The sequence below is a fragment of the Variovorax sp. P4_B10 genome (assembly GCF_056402375.1).
The window spans coordinates 1-26,994 of record NZ_JBFUHN010000045.1; the positions used below are offsets into that span (position 1 = coordinate 1).

The 26,994-nt window shown below is 68.8% G+C and carries 19 protein-coding genes and 1 pseudogene; 14 read left to right on the forward strand and 6 right to left on the reverse strand.

Features of this window, described 5'->3' with window-relative positions; translation table 11 throughout:
* The 4 genes and pseudogenes from AC1DXX_RS20415 to AC1DXX_RS20430 all read left to right on the forward strand — a co-directional run.
* Positions 1-246, forward strand: a pseudogene (locus tag AC1DXX_RS20415) (efflux RND transporter periplasmic adaptor subunit); the annotation flags it as partial.
* Positions 243-3,368 carry an efflux RND transporter permease subunit gene (locus tag AC1DXX_RS20420; protein WP_478136033.1) on the forward strand — a complete coding sequence of 1,042 codons (3,126 nt, stop codon included), beginning with the start codon at positions 243-245 and terminating at the stop codon, positions 3,366-3,368. The pseudogene AC1DXX_RS20415 and the gene AC1DXX_RS20420, both read left to right, overlap by 4 nt.
* Positions 3,365-6,643 (forward strand): efflux RND transporter permease subunit, encoded by a 3,279-nt coding sequence (locus AC1DXX_RS20425; protein ID WP_478136034.1) that lies wholly within the window; start codon positions 3,365-3,367, stop codon positions 6,641-6,643. Before AC1DXX_RS20420 ends, AC1DXX_RS20425 begins: the two co-directional genes overlap by 4 nt.
* A gap of 13 nt (positions 6,644-6,656) precedes the next feature.
* Positions 6,657-8,153: an efflux transporter outer membrane subunit gene (locus AC1DXX_RS20430; RefSeq protein ID WP_478136035.1), complete on the forward strand. Its 1,497-nt coding sequence runs from the start codon at positions 6,657-6,659 to the stop codon at positions 8,151-8,153.
* Positions 8,154-8,253: 100 nt separating this feature from the next.
* On the opposite strand, the gene AC1DXX_RS20435 is transcribed toward AC1DXX_RS20430, so the two are convergent.
* Positions 8,254-8,619: an SPW repeat protein gene (locus AC1DXX_RS20435; protein ID WP_478136036.1), complete on the reverse strand. Its 366-nt coding sequence runs from the start codon at positions 8,617-8,619 to the stop codon at positions 8,254-8,256.
* A 152-nt stretch (positions 8,620-8,771) separates the two neighbouring features.
* On the opposite strand from AC1DXX_RS20435, the gene AC1DXX_RS20440 reads away from it, so the two are divergent.
* From AC1DXX_RS20440 to AC1DXX_RS20450, 3 genes are read left to right on the forward strand one after another with little or no spacing between them, the layout of a single operon-like run.
* Entirely contained in the window at positions 8,772-9,353 is a 582-nt protein-coding gene (locus AC1DXX_RS20440) for a TetR/AcrR family transcriptional regulator (protein WP_478136037.1), read from the forward strand.
* Between the two features lie 14 nt (positions 9,354-9,367).
* Entirely contained in the window at positions 9,368-11,635 is a 2,268-nt protein-coding gene (locus tag AC1DXX_RS20445) for a xanthine dehydrogenase family protein molybdopterin-binding subunit (protein ID WP_478136038.1), read from the forward strand.
* 25 nt (positions 11,636-11,660) lie between these two features.
* Positions 11,661-12,122, forward strand: coding sequence for a (2Fe-2S)-binding protein (locus AC1DXX_RS20450; RefSeq protein WP_478136039.1), 462 nt, complete (start codon positions 11,661-11,663; stop codon positions 12,120-12,122).
* Positions 12,123-12,454: 332 nt separating this feature from the next.
* Here AC1DXX_RS20450 and AC1DXX_RS20455 read toward each other — a convergent pair whose 3' ends face one another.
* Positions 12,455-13,321 (reverse strand): MurR/RpiR family transcriptional regulator, encoded by an 867-nt coding sequence (locus AC1DXX_RS20455; protein WP_478136040.1) that lies wholly within the window; start codon positions 13,319-13,321, stop codon positions 12,455-12,457.
* A 148-nt stretch (positions 13,322-13,469) separates the two neighbouring features.
* Here AC1DXX_RS20455 and AC1DXX_RS20460 point away from each other — a divergent pair, with 148 nt between their 5' ends.
* Genes AC1DXX_RS20460 through AC1DXX_RS20470 form a run of 3 tightly spaced genes read left to right on the forward strand, consistent with a single transcriptional unit; the run spans position 13,470 to position 16,442 of the window.
* Positions 13,470-14,804: an aspartate aminotransferase family protein gene (locus tag AC1DXX_RS20460; RefSeq protein ID WP_478136041.1), complete on the forward strand. Its 1,335-nt coding sequence runs from the start codon at positions 13,470-13,472 to the stop codon at positions 14,802-14,804.
* A 58-nt stretch (positions 14,805-14,862) separates the two neighbouring features.
* Positions 14,863-15,777, forward strand: coding sequence for a transporter substrate-binding domain-containing protein (locus AC1DXX_RS20465; protein ID WP_478136042.1), 915 nt, complete (start codon positions 14,863-14,865; stop codon positions 15,775-15,777).
* Between the two features lie 11 nt (positions 15,778-15,788).
* Positions 15,789-16,442, forward strand: coding sequence for an aspartate/glutamate racemase family protein (locus AC1DXX_RS20470; RefSeq protein WP_478136043.1), 654 nt, complete (start codon positions 15,789-15,791; stop codon positions 16,440-16,442).
* Here AC1DXX_RS20470 and AC1DXX_RS20475 read toward each other — a convergent pair.
* A complete protein-coding gene (locus AC1DXX_RS20475) occupies positions 16,434-17,231 on the reverse strand; it encodes a hypothetical protein (RefSeq protein WP_478136044.1) in 798 nt (265 codons plus the stop codon). The two genes, AC1DXX_RS20470 and AC1DXX_RS20475, sit on opposite strands and share 9 nt — an antisense overlap.
* Before the next feature lie 158 nt (positions 17,232-17,389).
* Between AC1DXX_RS20475 and AC1DXX_RS20480 the strand changes: the two genes are divergently transcribed.
* Positions 17,390-18,217, forward strand: a complete 828-nt coding sequence (locus AC1DXX_RS20480) for an undecaprenyl-diphosphate phosphatase (protein ID WP_478136045.1) — start codon at positions 17,390-17,392, stop codon at positions 18,215-18,217.
* Between the two features lie 16 nt (positions 18,218-18,233).
* Here AC1DXX_RS20480 and AC1DXX_RS20485 read toward each other — a convergent pair whose 3' ends face one another.
* On the reverse strand, positions 18,234-19,052 hold the full coding sequence (locus AC1DXX_RS20485) for an IclR family transcriptional regulator (protein WP_478136046.1): 819 nt from the start codon (positions 19,050-19,052) through the stop codon (positions 18,234-18,236).
* Positions 19,053-19,181: 129 nt separating this feature from the next.
* On the opposite strand from AC1DXX_RS20485, the gene AC1DXX_RS20490 reads away from it, so the two are divergent.
* Both AC1DXX_RS20490 and AC1DXX_RS20495 read left to right on the forward strand, forming a co-directional pair.
* Positions 19,182-20,150 carry a Bug family tripartite tricarboxylate transporter substrate binding protein gene (locus AC1DXX_RS20490; protein WP_478136047.1) on the forward strand — a complete coding sequence of 323 codons (969 nt, stop codon included), beginning with the start codon at positions 19,182-19,184 and terminating at the stop codon, positions 20,148-20,150.
* Between the two features lie 25 nt (positions 20,151-20,175).
* The gene (locus AC1DXX_RS20495) at positions 20,176-22,524 is read left to right on the forward strand and encodes a cytochrome P450 (RefSeq protein WP_478136048.1); all 2,349 of its coding nucleotides are present in this window, start codon (positions 20,176-20,178) and stop codon (positions 22,522-22,524) included.
* 12 nt (positions 22,525-22,536) lie between these two features.
* On the opposite strand, the gene AC1DXX_RS20500 is transcribed toward AC1DXX_RS20495, so the two are convergent.
* Positions 22,537-24,348 carry a sensor histidine kinase gene (locus tag AC1DXX_RS20500; protein ID WP_478136049.1) on the reverse strand — a complete coding sequence of 604 codons (1,812 nt, stop codon included), beginning with the start codon at positions 24,346-24,348 and terminating at the stop codon, positions 22,537-22,539.
* A gap of 143 nt (positions 24,349-24,491) precedes the next feature.
* On the opposite strand from AC1DXX_RS20500, the gene AC1DXX_RS20505 reads away from it, so the two are divergent.
* On the forward strand, positions 24,492-26,252 hold the full coding sequence (locus AC1DXX_RS20505; protein WP_478136050.1) for a YadA family autotransporter adhesin: 1,761 nt from the start codon (positions 24,492-24,494) through the stop codon (positions 26,250-26,252).
* Positions 26,253-26,283: 31 nt separating this feature from the next.
* On the opposite strand, the gene AC1DXX_RS20510 is transcribed toward AC1DXX_RS20505, so the two are convergent.
* Positions 26,284-26,991 carry a response regulator transcription factor gene (locus AC1DXX_RS20510; protein WP_478136051.1) on the reverse strand — a complete coding sequence of 236 codons (708 nt, stop codon included), beginning with the start codon at positions 26,989-26,991 and terminating at the stop codon, positions 26,284-26,286.
* Between the last annotated feature and the right edge of the window lie 3 nt (positions 26,992-26,994).

Consider the following 26,994-nt stretch of genomic DNA (forward strand, 5'->3'; position numbering starts at 1 on the left):
CCCGCCGGCACGACCGCGCCGCCGGCCGCTGCAGCGCCGGCTCCTGCGCCTGCCGCCGCTCCCACGGCAGCCAAGCTCCCCACCGCCGAGCAGCGCCAGCGCATGCTCGATTCGGCCAAGGACGATCCCGAACAACTGGAGCGCCGCAAGCGTTTCCTCGAAGCGCTCGACCGCGGCGACCCGGCGGCGCTGGAGCGCTGGCAGCGCATGCAAGAGGGTCGGGGTGACGGCCGGCGAGGCCAATGAGCCCATCACGCCCCTTCATCTTGCGGCCGGTGGCGACCTCGCTGCTGATGGTCGCCATCGTGCTGGCGGGCCTGGTCGCGTTCCGCTTCCTGCCGCTGTCGRCCTTGCCGCAGGTCGACTACCCGACCATCCAGGTGCAGACGCTCTACCCCGGGGCCAGCCCCGAGGTGATGAGCAACACCGTCACCGCGCCGCTGGAGCGCCAGTTCGGCCAGATGTCGGGGCTCGACCGCATGAGCTCGACCAGCGCCGCGGGCGTGTCGATCATCACGCTGCAGTTCTCGCTCGGCCAGACGCTCGACGTCGCCGAGCAGGAAGTGCAGGCCGCCATCAATGCCGGTGGCTCGCTGCTGCCGGCCGACCTGCCCGCGCCGCCGGTGTATGCCAAGGTCAACCCGGCGGACGCGCCGGTGCTCACGCTGGCCATCACGTCCGACACGCTGCCGCTCACCGAGGTGCAGAACCTCGTCAACACCCGGCTCGCGCAGAAGATCAGCCAGGTCTCCGGCGTGGGGCTGGTGTCGCTCAGCGGCGGGCAGCGCCCGGCCGTGCGCATCCAGGCCAACACGCAGGCCCTCGCCGCCAACGGCATCGGCCTCGACACCCTGCGCACCGCCATCAGCGCGGCCAATTCCAACGGCGCCAAGGGCAGCTTCGACGGCCCCAAGCGCGCCTACACCATCAATTCGAACGACCAGCTGCTCACGGTCGAGGACTACAAGAACCTCATCGTCTCGTACAAGAACGGCGCGCCGATCCGCATGGTCGACGTGGCGCAGGTGGTCAACAGCGCCGAGAACACCCAGCTCGGCGCCTGGGCCGGCACCAAGACGGGTGAGGGCGCAGAAGGCAAGCTCACGCCGGCCATCATCCTGAACGTGCAGCGCCAGCCGGGCGCGAACGTGATCGCCACCGTCAACGCCATCAAGGCCCAGCTGCCCGTGCTGCAGGCCGGCTTCCCCGCCGGCCTGAAGATCGAGGTGCTGAGCGACCGCACCGCGGGCATCCGCGCCTCGGTGCAGCACGTCGAGATGGAACTGGTGCTGGCCGTGGTGTTGGTGGTGCTGGTGATCTTCGCCTTCCTCGGCAGCCTGCGCGCCACCATCATCGCGAGCGTCGCGGTGCCCATCTCGCTCATCGGCACCTTCGGCCTGATGTACCTGCTGGGCTACAGCCTCAACAACCTCAGCCTGATGGCGCTGACCATCGCCACCGGCTTCGTGGTGGACGACGCGATCGTCATGATCGAGAACATCGCGCGCTACATCGAGGAGGGCGAGAAGCCCTTGCAGGCGGCCTTCAAGGGCGCGACGCAGATCGGTTTCACCATCATTTCGCTGACGGTCTCGCTGATCGCGGTGCTGATTCCGCTGCTCTTCATGGGCGACGTGGTGGGGCGGCTGTTCCGCGAGTTCGCGGTGACGCTGGCCATCACCATCCTGATCTCGGCCGTGGTGTCGCTCACGCTGGTGCCGATGATGTCGGCACGCTGGCTCAAGCACGAGCCCAGGAAGGAAGGCGGCACGGGCTTCGGCGCGCGCGCCCGGCGTTTCTTCGCCGGGGTGATGACGCGCTACGACCGCTCGCTGTACTGGGTGATGGACCACCAGCCGCTGACCCTGCTGGTCGCGCTGCTGACCATGGTGATCACCGTGGTGCTGTACCTCACGATTCCGAAGGGTCTGTTTCCCACGCAGGACACCGGCCAGCTGCAGGCCCGCGTCGAGGCGGCGCAGGACGTTTCGTTCGACCGGATGGCGCAGCTGCAGCAGCAGGCGGCGCGGGCGGTTCTCGAGGACCCCGACGTGGAGAACCTCAGTTCCTTCGTCGGTGTGGATGCCGCCAACAACACCATGCTGCACACCGGCAGCATGCTCATCAACCTGAAGCCGAGCCATGACAGGCAGCAGGACGTGATGGAGCGGCTGCGCGAGCGCGTGCGGCAGGTGGCGGGCGTCACGCTGTACCTGCAGCCCACGCAGGACCTGACCATCGACGCCGAGACCGGGCCGACCGAATACCGGGTGTCGCTCGAAGGCGTGGACAGTGCCGCCATCACCGGGTGGATGAAGAAGCTCGTGGCGCAGCTGCAGGATTCGAAGAAGGTGCGCAACGTGAGCAGCGATGCCGGGGCGCAGGGGCTTGCGGCGTTCGTCAATGTGAACCGCGACACGGCGGCGCGGCTCTCGATCACCGCGAGCACGGTGGACGATGCGCTCTACAGCGCCTTCGGCCAGCGCATCGTGTCGACCATCTTCACCGAGACGAACCAGTACCGCGTGATCCTCGAAGCCCGGCCGGGCATGGTGAACACGCCGCAGACGCTGGGGCAGTTGAACCTGATCGCCGGGTCTGGCACCGCGACGCCGTTGTCCGCCATCGCCGACATTTCGGAGCAGCAGGCGCCGCTGCAGATCACGCACGTGGCGCAGTACCCGGCGAGCAGGCTGAACTTCGACACGGCGCCCGGGGTGTCGCTCGGGGAATCGGTGGATGCGATTCGCGCGGCGGCCAAGGAGATCGGGCTGCCCGGCAGCGTGACGATGACGTTCCTGGGGGCTTCAGGCGCCTATGAGCGGTCGCTGTCGAATCAGTTGTGGCTGATCCTGGCGGCCATCGTCTGCGTGTACATCGTGCTGGGGGTGCTGTACGAGAGCTATGTGCATCCGCTGACGATCCTGTCCACGCTGCCTTCGGCCGGGGTCGGGGCCTTGCTTGCGCTGATGATCACCGGCAATGACCTGGGGGTGATCGGGATCATCGGGATCATCCTGCTGATCGGGATCGTGAAGAAGAACGCGATCATGATGATCGACTTTGCGATCGATGCGGAGCGGACCGAGGGGAAGTCGGCTCGGGAGGCGATTCATCAGGCTGCGCTGCTGCGGTTCAGGCCCATCCTGATGACGACGCTGGCGGCTCTCTTTGCGGCCGTTCCCCTGATGCTGAGCTTCGGCGAAGGGGCTGAGCTGCGGCGGCCGCTGGGGCTCGCGATCTTCGGCGGGCTGGTCGTCAGCCAGTTGCTGACGCTGTTCACGACGCCGGTGATCTATCTGGCGTTCGATCGGCTGGGTGGGGGGAGCACCCGGCGCACGGTGATCGAGGAGGAGGCCGCGGGATGAATCTCTCGCTGCCCTTCGTTCGCCGTCCCATCGGCACGGTCCTGCTGACCATCGGCCTCGCGTTGGCCGGCATCGCCGCGTTCTTCGTCCTCCCGGTCTCGCCGCTCCCCCAGGTCGACTACCCCGTCATCTCGGTGCGCGCATCGATTCCAGGCGCCAGCCCGGAGACGATGGCAACGAGCGTGGCGACGCCTCTGGAGCGCCACCTGGGCACCATCGCAGGCGTCAACGAAATGACGTCCACGAGTTCGGTGGGCTCCGCAAGAGTCACCCTGCAATTCGACCTCAGCCGCAACATCGACGGCGCCGCTCGCGAAGTGCAGGCGGCCATCAACGCCAGCCGCGTCGACCTCCCCGCCACGCTGCGCAGCAATCCGACCTACCGCAAGGCCAACCCCGCCGCGTCGCCCGTCATCATCCTGGCCCTCACGTCCAAGACCAAGACCCCGGGCCAGATCTACGACGCGGTGTCGAACATCGTGAGCCAGCGCCTCTCGCAGGTCGATGGCGTCGGCGACGTGGAAATCGGCGGCGGCTCGCTCCCCGCCGTGCGCATCGAGCTCTTGCCGTTCGCGCTCAACCGCTACGGCATCAGCACCGAGGACGTGCGCGCCGCCATCCAGGCCTCCAACGCCAACCGCCCCAAGGGCACCGTGCAGGGCGACGGCCGCAAGCTGCAGATCTACACGCAGACCCCGGCCCTGCGCGCCAGCGACTACGCCTCGATGGTGGTGGCCTGGCGCAACGGCGCGGCGGTGCGGCTGCAGGACGTGGCCGAAGTGATCGACGGCGTGGAAGACACGCGCACGCTGGGCCTCTTCAACGGCGAGCCCGCGATCATCGTGCTGATCACGCGGCAGCCCTCGGCCAACATCATCGAGACCGTCGACAGCGTGCGCGCGCTGCTGCCGGAGCTGCAGGCGCAATTGCCGCCCGACGTGACGCTGCAGGTGGCGTCGGACAGCACCAACTCCATCCGCGGCTCGCTGCGCGAGGTCGAGCTGACGCTGGTCATCTCGGTGTTGCTGGTGGTGCTGGTGGTCAGCCTGTTCCTGCGCAGCGTGCGTGCCACCATCGTGCCGGCCGTCGCCACCGTGGTGGCGCTGCTCGGCACCTTCGGGGTGATGCACCTGCTGGGCTTCAGCCTCAACAACCTGAGCCTGATGGCGCTCACGGTGGCGACCGGCTTCGTGGTGGACGATGCCATCGTGGTGCTCGAGAACACCAGCCGGCACATCGAGGCCGGCATGTCGCGCATGAAGGCGGCGCTGCTGGGCGCCAAGGAAGTGGGCTTCACCGTGTTGTCGATCAGCGTGTCGCTGGTGGCCGTGTTCATTCCGCTGCTGTTCATGGGGGGGCAGGTGGGGCGCCTCTTCCGCGAGTTCGCGGTCACGCTGTCGGCGGCGGTGATGATCTCGCTGGTCATTTCGCTGACCACCACGCCCATGATGTGCGCCTGGATGCTCAAGCCCGGCGGCGAGCACGACAAGGACAAGCCGCAGGGCCGGCTCGGTCGCATGGCTGCGCGCAGCTACGACTGGGTGCTCAAGCGCTACGAGCACAGCCTCGACTGGGCGCTCGACAGCAAGGCGCTGGTCATGCTGATCCTGGTGACGGTGATCGGACTCAACGTCTACCTGTTCAGCGCCGCACCCAAGGGCTTCTTCCCGCAGCAGGACAGCGGCCAGCTCAACGGCGGCCTGCGCGCCGACCAGAGCATCTCGTCGCAGGCGCTGGCCGCCAAGCTGCGCCAGGTGGTCGACATCATCCGCAAGGACCCGGCGGTCGACACGGTGGTGGGCTTCACCGGCGCCGGGCGGGCGGGCGGCGGCTTCATGTTCGTCAACCTGAAGCCGGCCAACCAGCGCACGGAAAGTGGCATGGCCGTGATCGCGCGGCTGCGGCCGCAGCTCAACGAGGTGACCGGCCTGCGCGTGTTCCTCGGCACCGTGCAGGACGTGCGTTCGGGCGGCCGCGCCAGCAACTCGACCTACCAGTACACGCTCAAGAGCGACAGCCTGGCCGACCTGCGCACCTGGGCCGTCAAGCTGTCCGACGAGCTGAAGCTGCAGCCTGTGCTGGCCGACGTCGACACCGACCAGGACCAGAACGGCGTCGAGACGGTCGCGAAGGTCGACCCCGACAGCGCGCGCCGGCTCGGCCTCACGTCCACGGCCATCGACAACGCGCTCTACAACGCCTTCGGCCAACGGCAGGTGGCCACCATCTACACCGAGCTCAACCAGTACCACGTGGTGATGGAGTGGGCGCCGCGCTACACGCGCAGCCCCAATGCGCTGAGCGACGTGTACGTGCCGGCGACCAAGACCTCCATCGTCGCGGGGCAGGCCGTGACCACGCAGGTGGCGGCCACGACGACGACTACCACCTCGTCGTCCACCAGCAAGTCCACGGCCTCGACGGCTGCCGCGACCACGACGGTGCCGGTCTCGGCCAATGCGGGCCTGCGCAGCGCATCGACCGGCAACGTGCTCAGCAACACCGCCACCAGCCTCGTGCCGCTGTCGGCGGTGGCGAAGTTCGAGGAGCAATCCGTTGCCACCTCGGTGAGCCATGAAGACGGCGAGCTGGCGACCACGATCTCGTTCAACCTCGCCGAGGGCGCGAACCTCGGCGATGCGCGCGAGGCCATCGCGAAGGCCGAGGCCAACATCGCCATGCCCACCAACGTGCGCGGTGCGTTCGCCGGCACGGCGCTCAGCGCGCAGCAGTCGCAGGGCCAGCAGGCCGTGTTGATCCTGGCCGCGCTGGTCGTGATCTACATCGTGCTCGGCATCCTCTACGAAAGCCTGGTGCATCCGATCACCGTGCTGTCGACGCTGCCCTCGGCCGGCGTGGGCGCGGTGCTCGCGCTGCTGATGTTCCGCATGGAGTTCTCGATCATTGCGCTGATCGGCGTGTTCCTCTTGATCGGCATCGTGAAGAAGAACGCCATCCTGATCATCGACTTCGCGCTGGAGGCCGAGCGCTCGCGCGGCCTGAGCCCGCTCGAAGCGGTGCGCGAGGCCTGCCTGCTGCGCTTCCGGCCCATTCTCATGACCACGCTGGCCGCCGCGCTCGGCGCGCTGCCGCTGGCCATCGGCTTCGGCGAGGGCGCGGAACTGCGCCGGCCGCTGGGCGTGGCCATCATCGGCGGATTGATCGCGAGCCAGTTGCTCACCTTGCTGACAACGCCGGTGGTCTATCTCCTGCTCGACAAGCTGCGCCGCCGTGGCAAAAACGAACACGAACTGGGTCGTGCAACGCCCGTTTGAGAACAGCATCACCATGAACGCACTGCTTCCCTGCCTTCGATCGAGCCCTTCTTCGAGCCGTCTTGTGCTCACGTCGCTCGCGCTCGCCGCCCTGCTGGCCGGCTGCGCCGTCGGCCCGGCCTACCAGGTGCCGACTTCCGCATCGGCCGCCGGCTGGAGGGAGCAGCAGACCGCCGAAGGCTGGCTGCCCGCAGCGCCGGCCGATGCGCTGGACCGCGGCGAATGGTGGAAGCTGTTCGCCGACCCCACGCTCGACGAACTGGCCGGCCGCGTGCAGGTGTCCAACCAGAACATCGCCGCGGCCGTGGCCAACTACACGCAGGCCCAGGCGCTGGTGCGTGGAGAGCGCGCGGCGCTGTTTCCCTCGGTGTCGCTGGACGGCAGCGGCAAGCGCAGCGGCAATGTGGGCGGTAGCGGCACGAGCAGCCCGTCGAACGCTTTCTCCGCCACGCTGGGTGCCAGCTGGACGCCCGATGTCTGGGGCCGCCTGCGCGAGGCCGTGAGCAGCGCGCAGGCCAACGCGCAGGCCAGCGAGGCCGACCTGGCCGCCGCGCGCCTGTCGGCCATCGGCGACCTTGCGACCAACTACTTCTCGCTGCGCGAGGCCGATGCGGAAATCGCGCTGCTCGACCAGACCATCGAGGGCTACCAGCGCGCCTTCGAGATCACGAGCAATCGCTATGCGGCAGGCATCGCCGCGCAGACCGACGTGCTGCAGGCTCAGACCCAGCTCGTCAATGCGAAGGCCGAGCGCGTGGGCCTGCAGCGTACCCGCGCCACGCTGGAGCACGCCATGGCGATGCTCGTGGGCGTGGCGCCGGCCGACTTCAACCTGCCGGCCGCGCAATGGACACCCACGGTGCCCGGCGTGCCGACCGGCGTGCCTTCGACGCTGCTGCAGCGCCGTCCCGACATTGCAGCGGCCGAGCGCTCGGTGGCGGCCGCCAATTCGCAGATCGGCATCGCGCGCGCGGCGTACTTTCCGAACATCGGGCTCACCGCATCGGTGGGCAGCAATGCAAGCCGCGTCAAGGACCTGTTCAGTTCGGCCAACACGCTCTGGGCGCTGGGCCTGTCGGTGGCGCAGGTGGTGTTCGATGCGGGTGCGATCGGCGCCAGCGTCGACGCTGCCAAGGCCAGCCACGAAGCCGCGGTGGCGCGCTACCGCCAGACGGTGCTCGCCGCCTTCCAGGCGGTGGAAGACCAGCTGACCGCGGGCGCCGCGCTCGCGCAGCAGGAGGGCCTGCGCCGCGAGGCCTCGGCCGCGGCCGACAAGACCGAGCAGCAGTTGCTCAACCGCTACCGCGCGGCCCAGGTGAGCTACACCGATGTGGTGACGGCCCAGGCCGCCGCGCTGAGCGCGCGGCGCACGCTGGTGCAGTTGCAGGTCAACCGCCAGACCTCGGCCATCGCGCTCATTCAGGCCCTGGGTGGCGGTTGGCAAGCCGGTTGGATGGGCGGCGGCACGGAGGCTGCGGCCCAACAACCCGCTGGCCCTCGTCCGCAGTAGGAGGAGGGCGGTTTCGCGGATGGGCACCATGCCCATCCTTGTCGGACCCCGCCGCCGGTGCAACACCTTGCGCGGCGGGCCTTGTGTCACGGCGCCGTGATTAGTGCGCCGGACGGTCCATCATCCCGCCAAGGTAGTCCTTGTCGGTCACCAGCACCCAGAGTGCGAGCACCAGGATCACCGCGGCCACGAGCACCGCGTTGACCATCGCCGCTTCTCTCGCGGCGAACCCGAGCACCCAGGGCGATGCGGCAAGCCACACAGCCAGAGCAACCTCGGTCCACTCTTCCCACTGCTTCGGCACGAAGGTCGCCCCCAGCGCCACGGCGCCCAGCACGATGCCGGTCGCTACCATGGTCCACATGGCGGGCGAGATGCCCTGAAAGCCCAGGACCCAGGGCGAGACGATCAGCCAGACACCGGCAATGGCGTTGACCGGGTCTTGCCAATGCTTCACTTGCTTCATGGTCATACCTCCTGCCGCGACAAGACGCCGCGACCTGGGTTGGACCCTTCAATTCGGGCGTGGTTCCGCGATGTGGCATGCGGGCGGCCTTGCGGATCCAGATCGTCTTTTTATAATTGAGTATGTACTCAATCAATGATTGAATCCGACGCATGGCCCGCCCCCGAAGCGAAGACAAGCGCAACGCGATCCTCGATGCCGCCGTGGCCGAGTTCGCGCGCCGCGGGGTGTGGACCACACCCACCTCCGCCATCTCGAAGGCGGCAGGCGTGGCCGAAGGCACGCTCTTCACCTACTTCGCGAGCAAGGAAGTTCTGGTCAACGAGCTCTATCGCGCGCTGAAGACCGAGCTGGCCGAGGTCATGCTCGCGGACTGGCCCGAGGAGGCCGATCCCATGACCCGGTACCGCCACACCTGGGACCGCTATGTCTACTGGGGTGTCGACAACCCCGAGAAGTGCAAGGTGGTCTCGCAGCTCAAGGTTTCCGACCAGCTGAGCGAAGAGAGCCGCGCGGCCGGCATGGCGCCTTTCGTGCGGCTCGAGGTGCTCGCCCAAGACTGCATCGGGAAGAAATTGATTCGCGACCGGCCCCTGCCTTTCCTGGGCGCGATGTTCTGCGCGATGGCCGAGACCACCATGGTCTTCGTCGCGCAGGCCAGGACCCCCAAAGACCGGCTCGCCTGCTGCACCGCCGGCTTCGAGACCTTCTGGCAAGGCGTTGCCATCATCTGAAAGAGAGAACCACCATGCCCAAGCTCAAGCGCCGCCATTTCGTCCTCGGCACCCTCGGTGCCGTGGGCGCCCTCGTGGTCGGCTGGTCCGCCACGCCGGCCGCATCGCGGCTCGTGCCATCCGAGCCGCTGGCCGCGGGGCCCGGCCAGGTCGCGCTCAACGGCTGGGTCAAGGTGGGCAGCGACAACACCGTCACGCTGATGATGTCGCAGTCGGAAATGGGGCAGGGCTCCCACACCGGCCTCGCGATGCTGCTGGCCGAGGAAATGGACGCCACGCTCGCGCAGATCAGGCTCGAGCAGGCGGGCTTCGACGGCATCTACAACAACCAGGCGGCCATCCTCGACGGGATGCCGTTCGCGCCCGGCGACGAAGGCATGGTCAAGCGCTCGACGCACCATGTGGTCGGCAAGCTGCTGCGTTCGATTCCGGGGCTCTCGGGCACCGGCGGTTCGTCGAGCATCACCGACCAGTGGCTGCCGGTGCGCGAAGCCGGTGCCTCGGCGCGCGCGATGCTGGTGGGCGCGGCGGCGGCACTGTGGAACGTGCCCGCGAACGAATGCCGCACCGAGGCCGGCCGCGTGCTGCACGGCACGGACAAGAGCGCGAGCTTCGGCGAGCTCGCACAGCGCGCCGCGCAGCAGCCGCTGCCCAAGGCGGTGGCGCTGAAGAAGCCGGCCGACTTCAAGGTGATCGGCCAGCCCGTGCGCCGCATCGACAACGCCGGCAAGCTCGACGGCACGGCGGTGTACGGCATCGACGTGCTGCCACCCGGCCTGCTGTACGCGAGCATCACCATGTGCCCGACGATCGGCGGCAAGGTCGCGCGCTTCGACGCCAAGGCCGCGGAAGGCCTGCCCGGCGTGCGCAAGGTGATGGCGCTGGAGCCGGTGGCCGCCAGCCTCGTCGGCGCCGGCAGCACATCGGGCGGCGTCGCGGTGATCGCCGACACGCCGTTCCACGCGATGCGTGCGCTGCAGAAGCTCACCATCGAATGGGACCACGGCCCCGCCGCGAGCCTGTCGAGCGGCGAGATGATCGAAGCGCTGGCCCAGACCCTGAACACCCACAAGGGCAACGCACGCCTCGACAAGGGCGACGTGGCCGCCGCGCTGAAGTCGGCCGCGAAGACCATCGAGGCCGAATACCGCGTGCCCTTCCTCGCGCATGCCACCATGGAGCCGATGAACTGCACCGTGCAGTTCAAGGACGGCGCCGCCACCGTGTGGGCGCCCACGCAGGCGCCGGGCTTCGCGCGCGGTGCGGTCGCGAAGGCGCTGGGCATCGATGCCGGGAAGGTCACGCTGCATGTGACCTACCTCGGCGGCGGCTTCGGCCGGCGCTACTTCAGCGATTTCCTCGTGCAGGCCGCCACGCTGGCGCGCGAGGCCGGCGGCGCGCCGGTGCAACTGCTCTGGTCGCGCGAGGAGGACATGGCGCACGACTACTACCGCCCGGCCTATGTGGCGCGCTGCAAGGCCGGCTTCGATGCCAGCGGCGCCCTGGTCGCATGGCAGACCACTTCGGCCGGATCGAGCCTGGGCGCGCCGTCGTTCATGGACGCCTCGACCGACGGCGCATGGAACACCGCCTACGATTTTCCCCATGCGCGGGTGGCGCACGCGCCGGTCGAATCGGCCGTGACCACCGGCATCTGGCGCTCGGTGGCGCATTCGCAGAACGGCTTCTTCGTCGAGAGCTTCATCGACGAATGCGCCGCTGCGGCGGGCAAGGATGCGGTGGCCTTCCGTGCCGCGCTGCTCGCCAGGGATCCACGCCACGTGCACGTGCTGAAACGCGCGGCCGAGCTGTCGAACTGGGGCCAGCCGCTGGCCCCGGCGCCCGACGGCGCGAAGCGTGCGCGCGGCATCGCCATCCACCGCGCCTTCGGCAGCATCGTCGCGCAGGTGGCCGAGGTGTCTGTGTCGGCGGACAAGCAGATTCGCGTGCACCGCGTGGTGTGCGTCATCGACTGCGGCTCGGCGGTCAATCCGAACCTGATCCGCCAGCAGGTGGAGGGCGGCATCGTCTACGGCCTCTCGGCCGCGCTGCATGGCGAGATCACCATCGAGAAGGGCCAGGTGCAGCAGAGCAACTTCCACGACTACATGCCGTTGCGCATGAACGAGTGCCCCGTGATCGAGACCGAGATCGTCGCCAGCACCGAACGCCCGGGCGGGGTCGGCGAACCGGGCACGCCGCCCATCGCGCCGGCCGTGGCCAACGCGCTGTTCGCGCTCACCGGCCAGCGCCTGCGCAGCCTGCCGCTCAAGCTCGCCTGAACGAAAAGAAGAGAAGGAACGCCCCATGACCACCACGATCAAGATCAACGGCAAGACCTCCACCGTCAACGCCGAGCCCGATACGCCGCTGCTGTGGGTGCTGCGCGGCGAGATGCAGCTCGTCGGCACCAAGTTCGGCTGCGGCAAGGCGCTGTGCGGCGCCTGCACGGTGCACCTCGACGGCGAGGCGGTGCGCTCCTGCGTCACGCCGCTCGAAGCCGTGGGCACGCGCGAGGTCACGACCATCGAGGGCCTGCAGGGCAGGGAGGCCGACGCACTGCGCAGCGCCTGGACCGAGGTCGACGTGGTGCAGTGCGGCTACTGCCAGAGCGGGCAGTTGATGTCGGCCTGCGCGTTGCTCAAGAAAGTGCCGCAGCCCAGCGACGACGAGGTGACGAATGCGATGAGCGGCAACATCTGCCGCTGCGGCACCTATCCGCGCATTCGTGCGGCGATCCACATGGCGGCGGGGAAGCGGGGCGCCTGAGAGCCCGTCTATTCAGGACGCGTGCGTTCGGGGCGCGTGCACAGGCCACCGGGTGCTCCCCTCCGCGAATGTCCCCCGCTTCGCTCCTCCTTTATTTCGCTGCGGGGAGCACCCGGTGCCCTGTGCACGAGAGACGCGGCTGTTGTGCTGGCCGATCAACGACTGCTCTGAGCGATCACGCCGGCGGTGTGCTCTGCGCAGCGAAATAAAGGAGGAGGCCTGCGGCCCTAGGCCGCGCCGGGGGACATTCGCGGAGCAGAGCACACCGTCGGCGTGATCGCGCCCTGAACCGCAACACCCCAACGTAGCCCCAAACAGACCGTGAACAGGCTCTAACTCCCGCGCGCGACGGGTGGCGTCAGGTAGGCGCCGGTTTCGAACAACTGCGCCTCGGCCTGGTCGATGCGCTTGATGCCCGACTTGCCCGCACGGCTTGCGAGCAGCTCGACCAGCGCCTCGGTCACAGCCACGCCGGCCGCGACCGAGGGGAAGAACGAGGGGCTGTTGATCGTGAAGAGCAGCGTTTCGTCCGCGAGCAGCGAGAGCGGCGATGTGATGCTGTCGGTGATGGCGACGATGCGGCAGCCGGCCGCCTTGGCCGCTTCCGTCACCTGCAGCGCCTCGCGCGAGTAGGGCACGAAGCTCGCCACCACCAGCGCGTCGCCCTTGGCGAAGGCGCGCTGCTGCATCTCGAGCGAGCCGCCCTGGCCGTCGACCAGGTGCACGCTGGCGCGGAACAAGCGGTACACGTAGACGAACGAGAACGCGATCGGAAAGCAGGCCCTGAAGCCCGCGGCATGCACGGCCGGCGCCTTCTCGATCAGCGCGCAGGCCTTCTGCAGCGCCTGTTCGCTCTGCTGGTGCGTGGCCTCGAGGTTGCGGCGCTGCACCTCGAACATCTCGCCCGTGAGGCCGCGGTCGTGCGAGCGGCCGACGAGCTGCTTGGCGCGTCCGCCGTAGGTTTCGGAGCCGAGGCCCATGTCGGCGGCGAAGGCCTCCTTGAGCTGCGGCCAGCCCTCGAAGCCCAGGTGCTGCGCAAAGCGCACGAGGGTGGCGGGCGTGCTTTGCGACAGGGTGCCGACGTTGCGCATCGAGCCGGTGACCACCTCGTTCGGGTGGTCGAGCACGTAGCGCGCCACCTGCTGGAGGGCAGGGCTCAGTTCGTTGAAACGCTGGCGGATACGGTCTCTGGCGCCCATGGCGGTGTCTCTTTTCTGGCGGTCGTTGGAACGAATGTACCGGACATGCAACGCGGGAACAGTTGACGGAACAAATGTTCCAAACAATAATTCGGCCGAAACGTTAGTTCCAAACACGAATCCGCCGATCGCCGGCCGTCCACCCGCCATGACGCACGTCTTCCACCGCCACCTTCGCCAGACCCCGCCCGTTGCCGCCGGCTCCCACGGCATGTTCATCCGCGACGCCGAGGGGCGCGAATACCTCGATGCCTCGGGCGGCGCGGCCGTTTCCTCGCTCGGCCACGCGCACCCCGAGGTGCTGGCCGCCATGCATGCGCAACTCGACCGGCTGGCCTACGCCCACACCAGCTTCTTCACGAGCGAGGTGGCCGAGCAGCTGGCCGACGAGCTGATCGCCTCCGCCCCCGAGGGCATGAGCCATGTGTACCTGGTGAGCGGCGGTTCCGAGGCGGTGGAGTCCGCGCTCAAGATGGCGCGGCAGTATTTCGTCGAGACCGGCCAGCCGCAGCGCACGCACTTCATCGCGCGTCGCCAGAGCTACCACGGCAACACGCTGGGCGCGCTCGCGGTGGGCGGCAACGCCTGGCGGCGCGAACCGTTCGCTCCGATCCTCGTGCCGGCCACGCACGTGGCGCCGTGCTACCCGTACCGCGAGCAGCGTGCCGGCGAGAGCGCCGAGCAGTACGGCCAGCGCCTTGCCGCCGAGCTCGAAGCCGCCATCGTCGCGCAGGGCGCCGACCGCGTGATCGCCTTCGTGGCCGAAACGGTGGGCGGCGCCACGGCCGGCGTGCTGACGCCGGTGCCGGGCTACTTCAAGGCCGTGCGCGCCGTGTGCGACAAGTACGGCGTGCTGCTGATCCTCGACGAGGTGATGTGCGGCATGGGCCGCACCGGCTCGCTGCATGCCTGCGAGCAGGAGGGCGTGGTGCCCGACCTGATCACCATCGCCAAGGGCCTGGGCGGCGGCTACCAGCCGATCGGCGCGGTGCTGGCGCAGCGCAGGATCGTCGAGGCCATGTCGAAAGGCAGCGGCTTCTTCCAGCATGGCCACACCTACCTCGGCCATCCGATGGCCTGCGCAGCGGCGCTGGCGGTGCAGCAGGTGATCCGGCGCGGCGGCCTGGTCGTCAAGGTGCGCGACGACGGCGTGGCCTTCGGCGCGATGCTGGCCGAGGCGCTCGGCAGCCACGCCCACGTGGGAGACATCCGCGGCCGCGGCTTCTTCTGGGGCATCGAGCTGGTGGCCGACCGCGCGAGCAAGGCGCCGTTCGATCCGGCCCTGAAGATCAACGCCGCGATCAAGAAGGACGCCATGGCGCGCGGCCTGCTGTGCTACCCCTTCGGCGGCACCGTCGATGGCCGCCAGGGCGACCACGTGCTGCTCGCGCCGCCCTTCATCGCCACGCGGCAGGACCTGCAGGAAATCGCCGCCCGTCTTGCGGCCTCCGTCGACGCAGTGACGAGCGCCGCAGTGCGCTGACCGCCGCCCGGTTTCTTCCGCTGTTTTTCTTCAACCCGCCGTTCCGAGGAGCGCTTCCATGCCCAAGCTTCGTCTGCCGATCCCCTTCGGTGCTGCCGCTCTCGCGGTGGCCTTCGCCCTTCTGCTGCCGCACACGGCCGCGCAGGCCCAGGAGAGCGACACGCTCGCCAAGATCAAGGCGAGCGGCACCGTCACCTTCGGCTACCGCGAGTCCTCGTTCGGCTTCTCGTACCTCGACGGCAACCTCAAGCCGGTGGGCTACAGCATCGAGATCTGCAACCGCATCGTCGAGGCGGTGAAGACCGAGCTCAAGCTGCCGGCCATCGAGATCAAGTACCAGGCCGTGACCTCGGCCAACCGCATTCCGCTGGTGCAGAACGGCACGGTGGACATCGAGTGCGGCTCCACCACCAACCTGGTCGAGCGCCAGAAGCAGGTGGCGTTCTCGCCCGACATCTTCCGCTACAACGTGCGCATGCTGGTGAAGGCCGAGTCGGGCATCAGGAGCATCGCCGACCTGCAGGGCAAGACGGTGGCGACGACCACCGGCACCACCTCGTTCCGCCTGCTGCGCGAGGCCGACCGCGGCCGCAGCCTCGAGGTGACCAACCTCGCCGGCAAGGACCACAGCGACTCCTTCCTGCTGGTGGAGAGCGGCAGGGCGCAGGCCTTCGTGCTCGACGACATCCTGCTGGCCGGCCAGATCGCGAATGCGCGCAGCCCGAAGGACTTCATCATCACCGGCGAGAGCCTGCGCACGGAGAACCAGTCGCTGATGTTCCGCAAGGACGATCCGGCCTTCAAGGCGCTGGTGGACCGCGTGGTGTCGGGCATGATGAAGTCGGGCGAAATGGAAAAGCTCTACGCCAAGTGGTTCATGTCGCCGATTCCGCCGAAGGGCATCAACATCAACTACCCGCTCAACCCGGAGACGAAGGAGGCGTTCGCCAATCCGTCTTCCAAGGGCATCTGACAGCCGCCTTCATGACACGCATCGCCCTGATCCACGCGCTCTCGCACTCGGTCGCGCCCATCAACGAAGCCTTCGCGCGCGACTGGCCCGAGGCGGTGCGCATGAACCTGCTCGACGACAGCCTCTCGGCCGATCTTGCGCGCAACGGGCGCGGGTTGGACGCGGCGATGCACGCGCGCTTCCAGCGGCTCGCGCAGTACGCGGTCGATACCGGCGCGCAGGGCATTCTCTTCACCTGCTCGGCCTTCGGGCCCTGCATCGAGGCGGTGGCGCGGCGGCATGCGGGCATTCCGGTGCTCAAGCCCAACGAGGCCATGATCGCCGAGGCATTGCAGGGCGAAGGGCGGCTCGGGCTGATCGCCACATTTGCGCCCACGCTGGCATCGATGCCGGCCGAGTTTCCGGCCGGCACTGCGCTCGAACTGGCGCTGGCCGAAGGCGCACTCGATGCGTTGAACGCCGGCGACACGCAGCGGCACGACGCGCTGATCGCCGCCCAGGCCACCGTGCTGCGTGAGCGCGGCTGCACGCGCATCGCACTCGCCCAGTTCAGCATGGCACGGGCCCGCGCTGCCTGCGAGCAGGCGAGCGGCCTGCCGGTGCTCACGACCGTCGACAGCGCGGTGCGTGCGTTGCGCCAGAGGACGGGCCGGCGCTCAGTGTGAGCCGCCGTGGCTGATGGCGGCAACGAGTGTCGCCATCGCGATCTGCGCCGCGTCGCTGCGGCCCAGCATCCGGCTCAGGCCGGTCTCGCGGTCGGTCGCCTCCAGGCCTTCGGACAGGCGCCGGTAGATGTCCGACGAAGGCATCGTGGCCGCGGTGCCGAGCGCGTCGCAATAGGTGGCGGTGAGAATGCCCGAGAGCTGTTCGCTTTGTTCGTTCGACAGCTTCATCGCGTCGCCGCCGAAGACGGCGGCGATGCAATGCATCAGGCAGGCCTGCATTTCGAGCGAGAAGGCCTGCTGCCGCACATAGCCTTCGACGGCGCTCCAGAACAGCGGGTCGGAGGTCCGGCGCCAGCTTTCCAGCACCTTGCGGGCCTTGGCCACGAGGTCGGCATGCGCGTCGTCGGGCTCGCTGGGGCGCAGCGCCAGGCCTTGCAGGGTGAGCGATGGCACGGGGCCGGCCGCGCCCAGCATGAAGCTCCAGAACTTCCAGCGGGCATACCCCTTCCTGTCGAGGGCCGGGTCCAGGGGGGCGAGCAGGCCGAAGTCGATGCGCGGGGCGGCGCCGGCGTCCGGCACCGGTATCTCGGCCTCCAGCCGGTCGGCGGCGATGTTGCCTTGCGCGACGATGCCCGCGCTCTTGCCCGAGCGGTCGATGTCGGCCAGGCGCTGCATCAGCCGCCGCAGCTCGGCGGCCGATGCGCCGGTGGCTTCGGCCACGCGCCGCATCGATTCGCGCTCGTCCGCGACATGCTCTTCATGCCTGCTTTCCGGGGTGAACGTCCGCATGGCAAGACTCCTTGAGGCACATGAATGGTCAGCTTGAAATATGTGCCGGCGCGCGCCGGGTGAACATCACCGGAATTGGGTATTCGGTACTCGCCGCCTGCCTGAACATGAGCTGACAAACGCCCTCGCCATAATGACCGTTCTTTGAAGGAGTACGCGTGGATATTGTTTTGCTGGTCAAGGCCGCCGTCATGGGCATCGTGGAGGGGCTGACCGAATTTCTTCCGATCTCGTCGACGGGCCATCTGATTCTTGCGGGCTCGCTGCTCGGCGGCTTCGGCGACAACCGGGGCAAGGTCTTCGAGATCGCGATCCAGACCGGCGCGATCTTCGCGGTGATCCTGGTCTACTGGCAGAAGATCAAGTCGACCGTCGTGGCGCTGCCGCGGCAGCCCAAGGCGCAGCGCCTGGCGCTCAACATCCTCATCGGCTTCCTGCCCGCGGTGGTGCTGGGCCTGCTGTTCGGCAAGGTGATCAAGGCGAACCTGTTCATCCCGACCGTGGTGGCCAGCACCTTCATCATCGGTGGCTTCATCATCCTGTGGGCCGAGAAGCGGCCGCCGGGCTCGGTGCGGGTCGAGCACGTGGACGACCTGACGCCGTGGGATGCGCTCAAGGTCGGCCTGGTGCAGTGCTTCGCGATGATCCCGGGCACGAGCCGCAGCGGCTCGACCATCATCGGCGGCATGCTGCTGGGCCTGTCGCGCCAGGCAGCGACCGATTTCTCGTTCTTCCTGGCCATTCCGACGCTGATCGGTGCCGGGGCATACAGCATCTACAAGGAGCGCGCGCTGCTGTCGGTGGCCGACATTCCGCTGTTCGCCGTGGGGCTGGTGTTCTCGTTCATCAGCGCCTGGCTGTGCGTGCGCTGGCTGCTGAAGTTCATCAGCACCCACAACTTCATTCCGTTCGCCTGGTACCGCATTGCCTTCGGCATCCTGGTGCTGGCCACGGCGTGGAGCGGCACGGTGGTCTGGGCGGACTGATCTGCCGGCGCGGCRCTCAGGCGCCGCTATGGCCCAGGATGGCGCTGGCGGCACGGGCTTCCTGCCGCACGGCGGTGGCGATCGGCCCGTCGATGGCCGGGTCGAAGCCGCCCGTCGCACCCAGTGCCGTCAGCACGGCGCACACCCGGCCCGCATAGTCGTACACCGGCGCCGCCACGGCGCTGATGCCGCGCAGGTAGGTGTCTTTCACGCTCGCGCAGCGCGCCTTCTGCACGTCGCGGCGCAGCTGGCCGATGGGGTCGGCCGCATCGAGCGTGGCCCGCATGTCTGGCGGGGCCTCCGCCAGCTCCTGTTCGGCCAGCGCCAGCACCCGCGATTCGTCCAGCAGGCCGAGGAACGCGCGGCCGGTGGCCGACCACAGCATCGACATCACCGAGCCGGCGCGCACGTTCACCGTGACCGGCAGGCCCGGCTCCTCGAAACGCACGATGGTCGGCCCCTTGTTTCCCATGACCGCGACGAAGCAGGTCACCTCCAGCGATTCGCGCAGGCGGATCAGGCAGGGCTCGGCCGCGCGGATCGGGTCGGCCTGGCGCATGGCGGCCAGGCCGATCTGGATGGCTTCGGTGCCCAGGTAGTAGTGCTGCGAGGCGGCGTCCTGCAGCACGAGGCCTTCCTCCATGAGGCTGGCGAGGTAGCGGTGCACCTTGGCCGGGCTTTCGGCAACCTGGGCCGAGAGCGCGGTCAGGCTGCTGCGCCCGCCCAGGTGCGCGAGCCCTTTCAGGACGGCCATGCCGGTCTCGGCGGACTGGACGCGCTGGCGCCGCTCACGGGGGGCGGCGGGCACGGAAGAGGGTTCCGGAGAAGAGGTCATGTCGGCTGCATGTTAGGTGCTCGGGCCGGTCGCACCGCGGCACCGGGAGGCAAGGGTTAACCCGGAAATTTGAATTACGCAATGCGTATGATACTTACGCAATACGAAATCGAAACCCCGGAGACACCCATGAAGAAGCCCTTCGTCCGTTGCATCGCCGTTCTCTCGCTCGCTGCCGCCACGGTGGCCGGCGCCCAGACCTTCCCCGCCAAGCCGATCCGCTGGATCGTTCCCTACGCGGCTGGCGGCGGCTCCGACTTCCTGGCGCGCACGGTGGCGCAGACGCTCTCCACCCAGGTGGCGCAGCCGGTGCTGGTGGACAACAAGCCCGGCGGCAACACCGCGCTGGCCGCCGCCGAAACGGCGCGTTCGCCGGCCGACGGCTACACGGTGCTCTCGGCCGACAACGGCACGCTGGTCTTCAACCCGGCGCTCTACAAGTCGCTGAGCTACAGCCCGACCAAGGACCTCGCGCCCGTCACGCTGATGGGCAAGTTCCCGATGATCCTGGTGGTCGGCACCAACGCGGGTTTCGCCACGGCCAAGGACTTCATCGCCAAGGCGAAGGCCAAGCCCGGCGGCATCAACTACGCATCGGCCGGCGCGGGCAGCCCGCATCACCTCGCGATGGAGCTGCTCAAGGTGGAGGCGGGCCTTTTTATGGTCCACGTGCCGTACCGCGGCGCGGCGCCGGCGCTGGCCGACGTGGTCGGCGGACAGCTGCCGGCCATGATGGTCGACCTGGCGGCAGGGGCCGGTTTCATCAAGGGCGGCAAGGTCCGCGCACTGGCGGTCGCCAACCCGACGCGCCTGCCGCAGCTGCCCGATGTGCCCACTTTTGCCGAACTCGGCTACAAGAACGTCGAGGCCGCCGCGCTCGTCGGCGTGGTGGTGCCCTCGGCCACGCCGACGGAGGTGGTGAACACGCTCAACCGCCAGATCGTCGCGGCGATCAACGAGCCCTCCGTGCGCACGCGCATGGTCGACTTCGGCGTGGAGCCCGTGGGCAGCACGCCCGCCCAGTACGCCGAGCTGCTGAAGAGCGAGACGACGCGCTGGCACAAGCTGATCCGCGACCTGAAGATCACGCTCGACTGACCGACAGAAGACAGGAGTGCTGCCCATGCCCGACACCGCCATGCCCCCACGTTCTTCCGGCTGCCCTGTCGCGCACGGGCCACTGTCCGCGCAGCGCACACCCACCGGCTGCCCGGTGAGCCTGCGCGCCGCCGACTTCGATCCCTTCGAGGACGGCTACCAGCAGGACCCGCCCGAGTACGTGCGGTGGGCGCGCGAGAAGGAGCCGATCTTCTACAGCCCGAAGCTCGGCTACTGGGTGATCACGCGCTACGCCGACATCAAGGCGGTGTTCCGCGACAACATCACCTTCAGCCCCTCCAACGCGCTGGAGAAGATCACCCCCACCGGCGACGAAGCCAACGCGGTGCTGGCCTCCTATGGCTTCGCGCTGAACCGCACGCTGGTGAACGAGGACGAGCCCGCCCACATGCCGCGCCGCCGCGCGCTGATGGACCCGTTCACGCCCGAGGAACTCCGGCACCACGAGCCCATGGTGCGCGAACTGGCCCGCACCTATGTCGACCGCTTCATCGACGACGGCCGGGCTGACCTCGTCGACCAGATGCTGTGGGAGATTCCGCTCACGGTGGCGCTGCACTTCCTCGGCGTGCCCGAGGAAGACATGGACACGCTGCGCAAGTACTCGATCGCGCACACCGTCAACACCTGGGGCCGGCCGAAGCCGGAAGAGCAGGTGGCCGTGGCGCACGCGGTGGGCAACTTCTGGCAGTACGCCGGCAAGGTGCTCGACAAGATGCGGCAGGACCCCGACGCGCCCGGCTGGATGCAGTACGGCATCCGCAAGCAGGCGCTGCACCCCGAGGTGGTGACCGACTCGTACCTGCACTCGATGATGATGGCCGGCATCGTGGCTGCGCACGAGACCACGGCCAATGCGACCGCCAATGCGATGAAGCTGCTGCTGCAGCACCCGCAAGTGTGGAAAGAGCTCTGCGAAGACCCGGGCCTGATTCCCAACGCGGTGGAAGAATGCCTGCGGCACAACGGCTCGGTGGCCGCATGGCGCCGCCTCGTCACCAGGGACACGCAGCTCGGCGGCGTCGACCTGCCGGCCGGCTCGCGGCTGCTGATCGTCACCTCCTCGGCCAACCACGACGAAGCGCATTTCGCCGACGCCGACCTGTTCGACATCCGCCGCGACAACGCGAGCGACCACCTGACCTTCGGCTACGGCTCGCACCAGTGCATGGGCAAGAACCTGGCGCGCATGGAGATGCAGATCTTCCTGGAGGAGTTCACGCGGCGGCTGCCGCACATGCACCTGTCGGCACAGCGCTTCAGCTATGTGCCGAACACCTCGTTTCGCGGCCCCGAGCACCTGTGGGTCGAATGGGACCCGGCCGCGAACCCGGAGCGCAGCAACCGCGGGCTGCGCGACGTGCAGCTGCCCGTGCGCATCGGCGAGCCGTCGCGGCATGCGATTGCGCGGCCGGTCGTGGTCGACCGCGTGACGGCGGTGGCCCACGGCATCGTCAGGCTGCAGCTGATGTCGCCCGACGGCAGGCCGCTGCCGCGCTGGACCGCGGGTTCGCACATCGACGTGGAGTGCGGCACGCCGGCACTGTCGCGCCAGTATTCGCTGTGCGGCGATCCGGACGACGCGGGCGTGCTGGAGATCGCCGTGCTGCACGAGCCGGCCGGCCGGGGCGGCTCGGCCTGGGTGCATGCGAACGTGCGCGCCGGCGACCGGCTGCGCATTCGCGGACCGCGCAATCACTTCCGGCTCGACGAATCTCTGAAGAAGGCGATCTTCATCGCGGGCGGCATCGGCATCACGCCGGTGAGCGCCATGGCCCGCCGCGCGAAGGCGCTGGGCATGGACTACGAACTGCACTACAGCGGGCGCAGCCGCGCGACGATGGCTTTCCTCGGCGAGCTGGCTGCGCTGCATGGCGAGCACCTGCATGTCTACGCACGGGACGAGGGGCGGCGCAACGACCTGAATGCCTTGCTGCGCCAGCCGCTGCCCGGCGCGCAGGTCTATGCCTGCGGCCCGTTGCGCATGCTCGAAGCGCTCGAGACCTGCTGCGCCGCATGGCCCGAGGGCGCCTTGCGCGTCGAGCATTTCGAATCGACGCTCGCAACGCTCGACCCATCGAAGGAGCATGCGTTCGAGGTGGAACTGAAGGACTCCGGCATCGTCGTCACCGTGCCGCCGGACCAGACCCTGCTGTCCGCCCTGCGCGCCGCCAATGTCGACGTGCAGAGCGATTGCGAAGAGGGCCTGTGCGGCTCGTGCGAAGTGCGGGTGCTGGCCGGCAAGGTGGACCACCGCGACGTGGTGCTGACCCGCTCCGAGCGCGATGCCAACGCCAGGATGATGGCCTGCTGCTCGCGTGCCTGCGAAGGCCGGCTGGTGCTCGAACTCTAGGAACGCGGGCGCTCAGGCCGCGGACGCCAGCGGCATGCGCAGCGCCAGCTGCGTCTCGCCGGGCCGCGAGTGCAGCTGCAGATCGGCCCCGAGGCGGCGCGCGCGGGCACGCAGGCTGCGCAAGCCCGCGCCGGCCCCCTTGTCGGCGCCATCCACCACGAAGCCGCGGCCGTCGTCGCGCACGCTGAGCTGCAGTTCGGCGCCGGCGCGCGTCACCGCCACGTCCACGCGGCGGCCTGCGCTGTGCTTGAGCACATTGGTCAGTGCCTCCTGCAGGAAGCGCAGCAGGTCGAGGCTCTGCGAGGGCGGGAGTTCGAGCGACTCGATGTTCGACACCTGCCAGCGGCAGTCGATGCCGTTGGCGTCGAGCAGCTGCGAGGTGCGGTGGCGCAGGGGCACAAGCAGTTCACCGAACGCCCGGGCACCGTCGTGGCGGCCGGTGGCGTCGATGATCAGCCGCAGGTCGTCGCGCAGGCGCTTGAGCATGGCCAGCAGCTCGGGCGCGGAAAGGTTTTCGGGCCTGCGTTCCAGCGTTGCGATGCTGCCGATCAACATGCCGCCGAGCCCGTCGTGCAGGTCGCTTGCGAGGTTGACGCGCTCGCCGATGCGCGCGTGCGCCAGCTCCAGCGCATGCTGCTGTGCGAGTGTGGCGGCCAGCTCGGCCTTGGCCGCATTCACTTCCTCGATCAGCTCGGTATTGAAGTTCTCGATGCGCTTCAGGCTCTGCACGAAGCGTCCGGCCTGGGTCAGCGCCATGCCGAGCAGCAGCAGATACGACGAGATGGTCGTGTAGTAGACGTTGCTGTCGATCACCTGCGTGAACACCAGCAGATCGTGCGCACCTGCAACCGCGGACACCGCCATGAACGGCGCGAGCAAGCGCATCGGACTTCCGGGGTGGCGCCAGGCGTGCACGATGGACGCGCTGTTGACGGCAATGGTCATGAGGCCGCCCACCAAGGTCCAGAAGGCGCGATGCAGGGGCAGGCTCGGGCCGTTCGCAAGCCACAGGTCGAGCACGCCGGCCAGCGTGACCAGCAGTGCCGCCAGCTCCAGGCGCGGCATGCGCCGTTCGCAGAAGCGCAGTGCGAAGACGACATAGGAAGCGCTGAACACCAGCAGCAGCGAGGTGTTGAGCGCTTGCCAGCTGTGGTTGGAGGCGAAGGGCCAGGGGCTGGTCGCGATCTGGTTGTAGCCGAACAGCAGCCACAGCACGTCCATCACCGCGAACCAGCCATAAGCGGTTTCGCGCCGGCGCATCAGCCACAGCGCGGCGAACAGGGCCGAGACCGCGGCGCTCACCGCGAGGCCCAGCACCTGCAGGTCGCGGCGCACGATGTGCTCATCGGTGAACGCGGCCTGCATCGCGGCCGGCGTGCCGAGGCTGACCGGGCCCAGTCCGGCCTGGTAGGCGGACAGGCCCGAGACGCGCACCAGCAGCGTGTTGGCGCCGCTTCGCAACAGCGGCGGCGCCAGCAGCCAGTAGCGCGGCGTGTTCCAGGCGCGCGTGAGCGGCTCGACCAGGCGCTCGTCGCGTGAGATCGGCGTGCCGTTGAGCGACACCGCGCCGGCCATGTTGAGGTAGTGCAGCAGCAGCCCGGCCTCCCGCACCTGTTCCGGCTGTTCCCAGGTCAGCCGATACCAGACCACGCCGTCGAAGCCGGGCCAGCGCCCGGCCCAGCTGTCGGGCAGGGTGACGGGCGCCCAGCCATCGGCCGGCGGGGCGGTGTCGTCCCAGCCGGTGCCGCGCACGGCCTCGACATGGAGTTCAGGGGCGGGCGGCTGCGCCAGCGCCGGGCTGGCGGCAAGGAGGAGGAAAAGCAAGACGCCAATCAACGCGGCAAGCCATGCCCGCGGGAGAGGTTCTCGGTGTGGCATTTACCAATTTTCGGGGATGGCCCCGTCGAGTCCGAAAAGACACACTTTGCCACGTTTGTTTTATTTGCTTTCGAAAAAAGAGGAAGTCCATGCCAGTCCGGATTCGCGTCAATGGCACCCATGAAGGGTTGCGCAAACTTCGGCAGCTGCCTGCGATTGCGTTGCTCGTCGCAGGAAGCGCCTACGCGGCAGGATTTGCCGGTGGCACGGCGGGCAATGACGGCCCGGCAACTAATAACGGGACGGCAGGCGCCGGAGGCGCTGCGGCCGTTGTCTCGGGAGACGGGGCCACTGCGGTCGGTGCGGGCGGTGATGGTGGCACCGGAACCGCTGCTGGCGTCGGCGGTGCGGGCGGTGCAGGAGCCAGCGCAACCGCCAGCGGCGCGACGGCCGTGGGGGGCGGTGGTGCCGGTGCGCTAGGCGAAGCGGGAGGAACGGGCGGCGCAGGGGGCAGTGGCGCCCAGGCCTCGGCGGGTGGCGCGATCGCGCTCGGCGCGGGAGGCGCGGGCACCAGCGGTTGTTGCGGCCAAACCGCTCCGGCAGGCGGCAGTGGCGCGCAGGCTTCGGGCAACGCCGCGATCGCCATCGGGAGCGCCTCGGGCACCAGCCAGGGCGCCGTGGCATCCGGCAACGGCAGTACCGCGATCGGCGGCGCGAACGGCGGCGCTTCGGGCGCGGCCGCATTGGCCACGGGCAGCGTGGCGATCGGGTCCGGCAGCCGGGTCGCGAGCGGTGCGAACGGCAGCGTGGCCATCGGCGCGAACTCTGTCGCCACGGCGGCCAACACGGTGTCTTTCGGGACCGCGGGGCAGACGCGCGGCCTGGTCAACGTCAGCGCCGGAGCAGTGACCGCCACGAGCACCGATGCCGTCAACGGCAGCCAGCTGTACACCGTGCAACAGACCGCCAGCTCTGCGCTTGGCGTGGCGCAGAACTCGGCGCAGTACGGCGCGGGCGGCACCTCGCTGCAACTCAATGCCAACGGCGGCGCCGGCACCACGATCAGCAATGTCAGTGCCGGCCAGGCCACCACCGATGCCGCCAACGTCGGGCAGGTGCAACAGGCGCAGCAGGCAGCCGTCACCACGGCCAACAACTTCACCATTCAGCAGGTCACCGCGCTGCAGACCTTGATGAACCAGGCATTGGCCAGCGGCGTGTGCGCGGTGGGGGCGGGTGGCGCCGTGGCCTGCGGTCCCGGGGCCAGCGCCGGCGGTGCCGGCAGCACATCGATGGGCACCAACGCGCAGGCCAACGGCGAGAACACCGTCGCCATCGGGAACGGTGCGCAAGCCAGCCATGCGGGCTCGGTCGCCATCGGCGCCGGGGCCAGGGCCCTGGCCGATCCCACCACCGCCGTGGGCAACAACGCGGTGGCCACCGGCAACAACGCCGTGGCGCTGGGTGCCAACACGCTGGCCTCGGGCAGCAATGCGGTCGCGCTGGGGCAGGGCTCGGTGGCCGATCGCGACAACACCGTCTCGGTGGGCAACGCGGCCACCGGCCAGCTGCGCGGCATTGCGAATGTCGCCCCTGGTCTGTTGGGCACCGATGCCGTCAACGTCAACCAGCTGCAGCAGGCGGTGAGCAACGCAACCAGCCAGGCGAACGCCTTTGCCGCACAGGGCGTTGCAGCGGCGCTGGCGATGCCGTCGATGCCGACACTGCCGGTGGGCAAGAAATGGATGGGGGCCGCCGTGGGCAACTACGCCGGCGCATCGGCCGTCGGCTTCGCTTTCGGCTATCAGGTCAACGACAACCTGAACCTGGGCCTGGGTGTTTCCACTGCAACCAGCAGCGGCAGCAGCAACCGCATTGCCGCCCGCGTGCAGGCGGGTTACGCATGGTGAGGCGCTGGGAGAAGAAGGAAGCAGGCTCCGATCAGTGCAGCAAGCCGTGCTTTCGGGCCTGGTAGACGGCCTCGGTGCGAGAGGTGACGGCCAGCTTGCGATAGATGTTCTTGGTGTGGCACTCCACGGTCAGCCTGGAGATCGACAGCGATTCGGCCATGTCGCGGTTGCTCAGCCCCTGCGCCACGAGTTCGAGGATCTTGCGCTCTCGCGGGGTCAGCGCGACGGGCAGCGGGACGGGCGCATCGGCCGCCAACACGGTGGGCAGCGAAGGCTGCTGTGCCGCAAGCCAGCCGAGGATGCGGCGCGCAATGGCCGGATCGATCGGCGCGCCCCCTTGCTCGATGCTGCGCAGCGCAATGCTCAGTTCGAGGTCGTCGCGCTCCTTCAGCAGGTAGCCGATGGCGCCGGCGCGCAGTGCCGCGAAGATGATTTCCTCGGTCCGCCAGGCCGAGATCACCACCGCGGGCACCTGCCGGTGGTGCGCCTGCATCCAGCCGATCAGTTCGACCCCGCTGCCGTCCGGCAGGCCGATGTCGACCAGCGCGACGCCGAAGCTCTGCGCGTCGAGCAGGCCCTTGGCCGTGGCAATGCTGTCGGCCCAGGCGATCTGCGGCTCGTCGCAGCCGAGCGTGGACAGCACATAACCCAGGCGCTCGCGCATCGCCGGATCGTCTTCGACCACCAGCGAGGGACTCAAGGAAACGGTTTCGACGACTTCCAGCTGGGACATGGACATGGG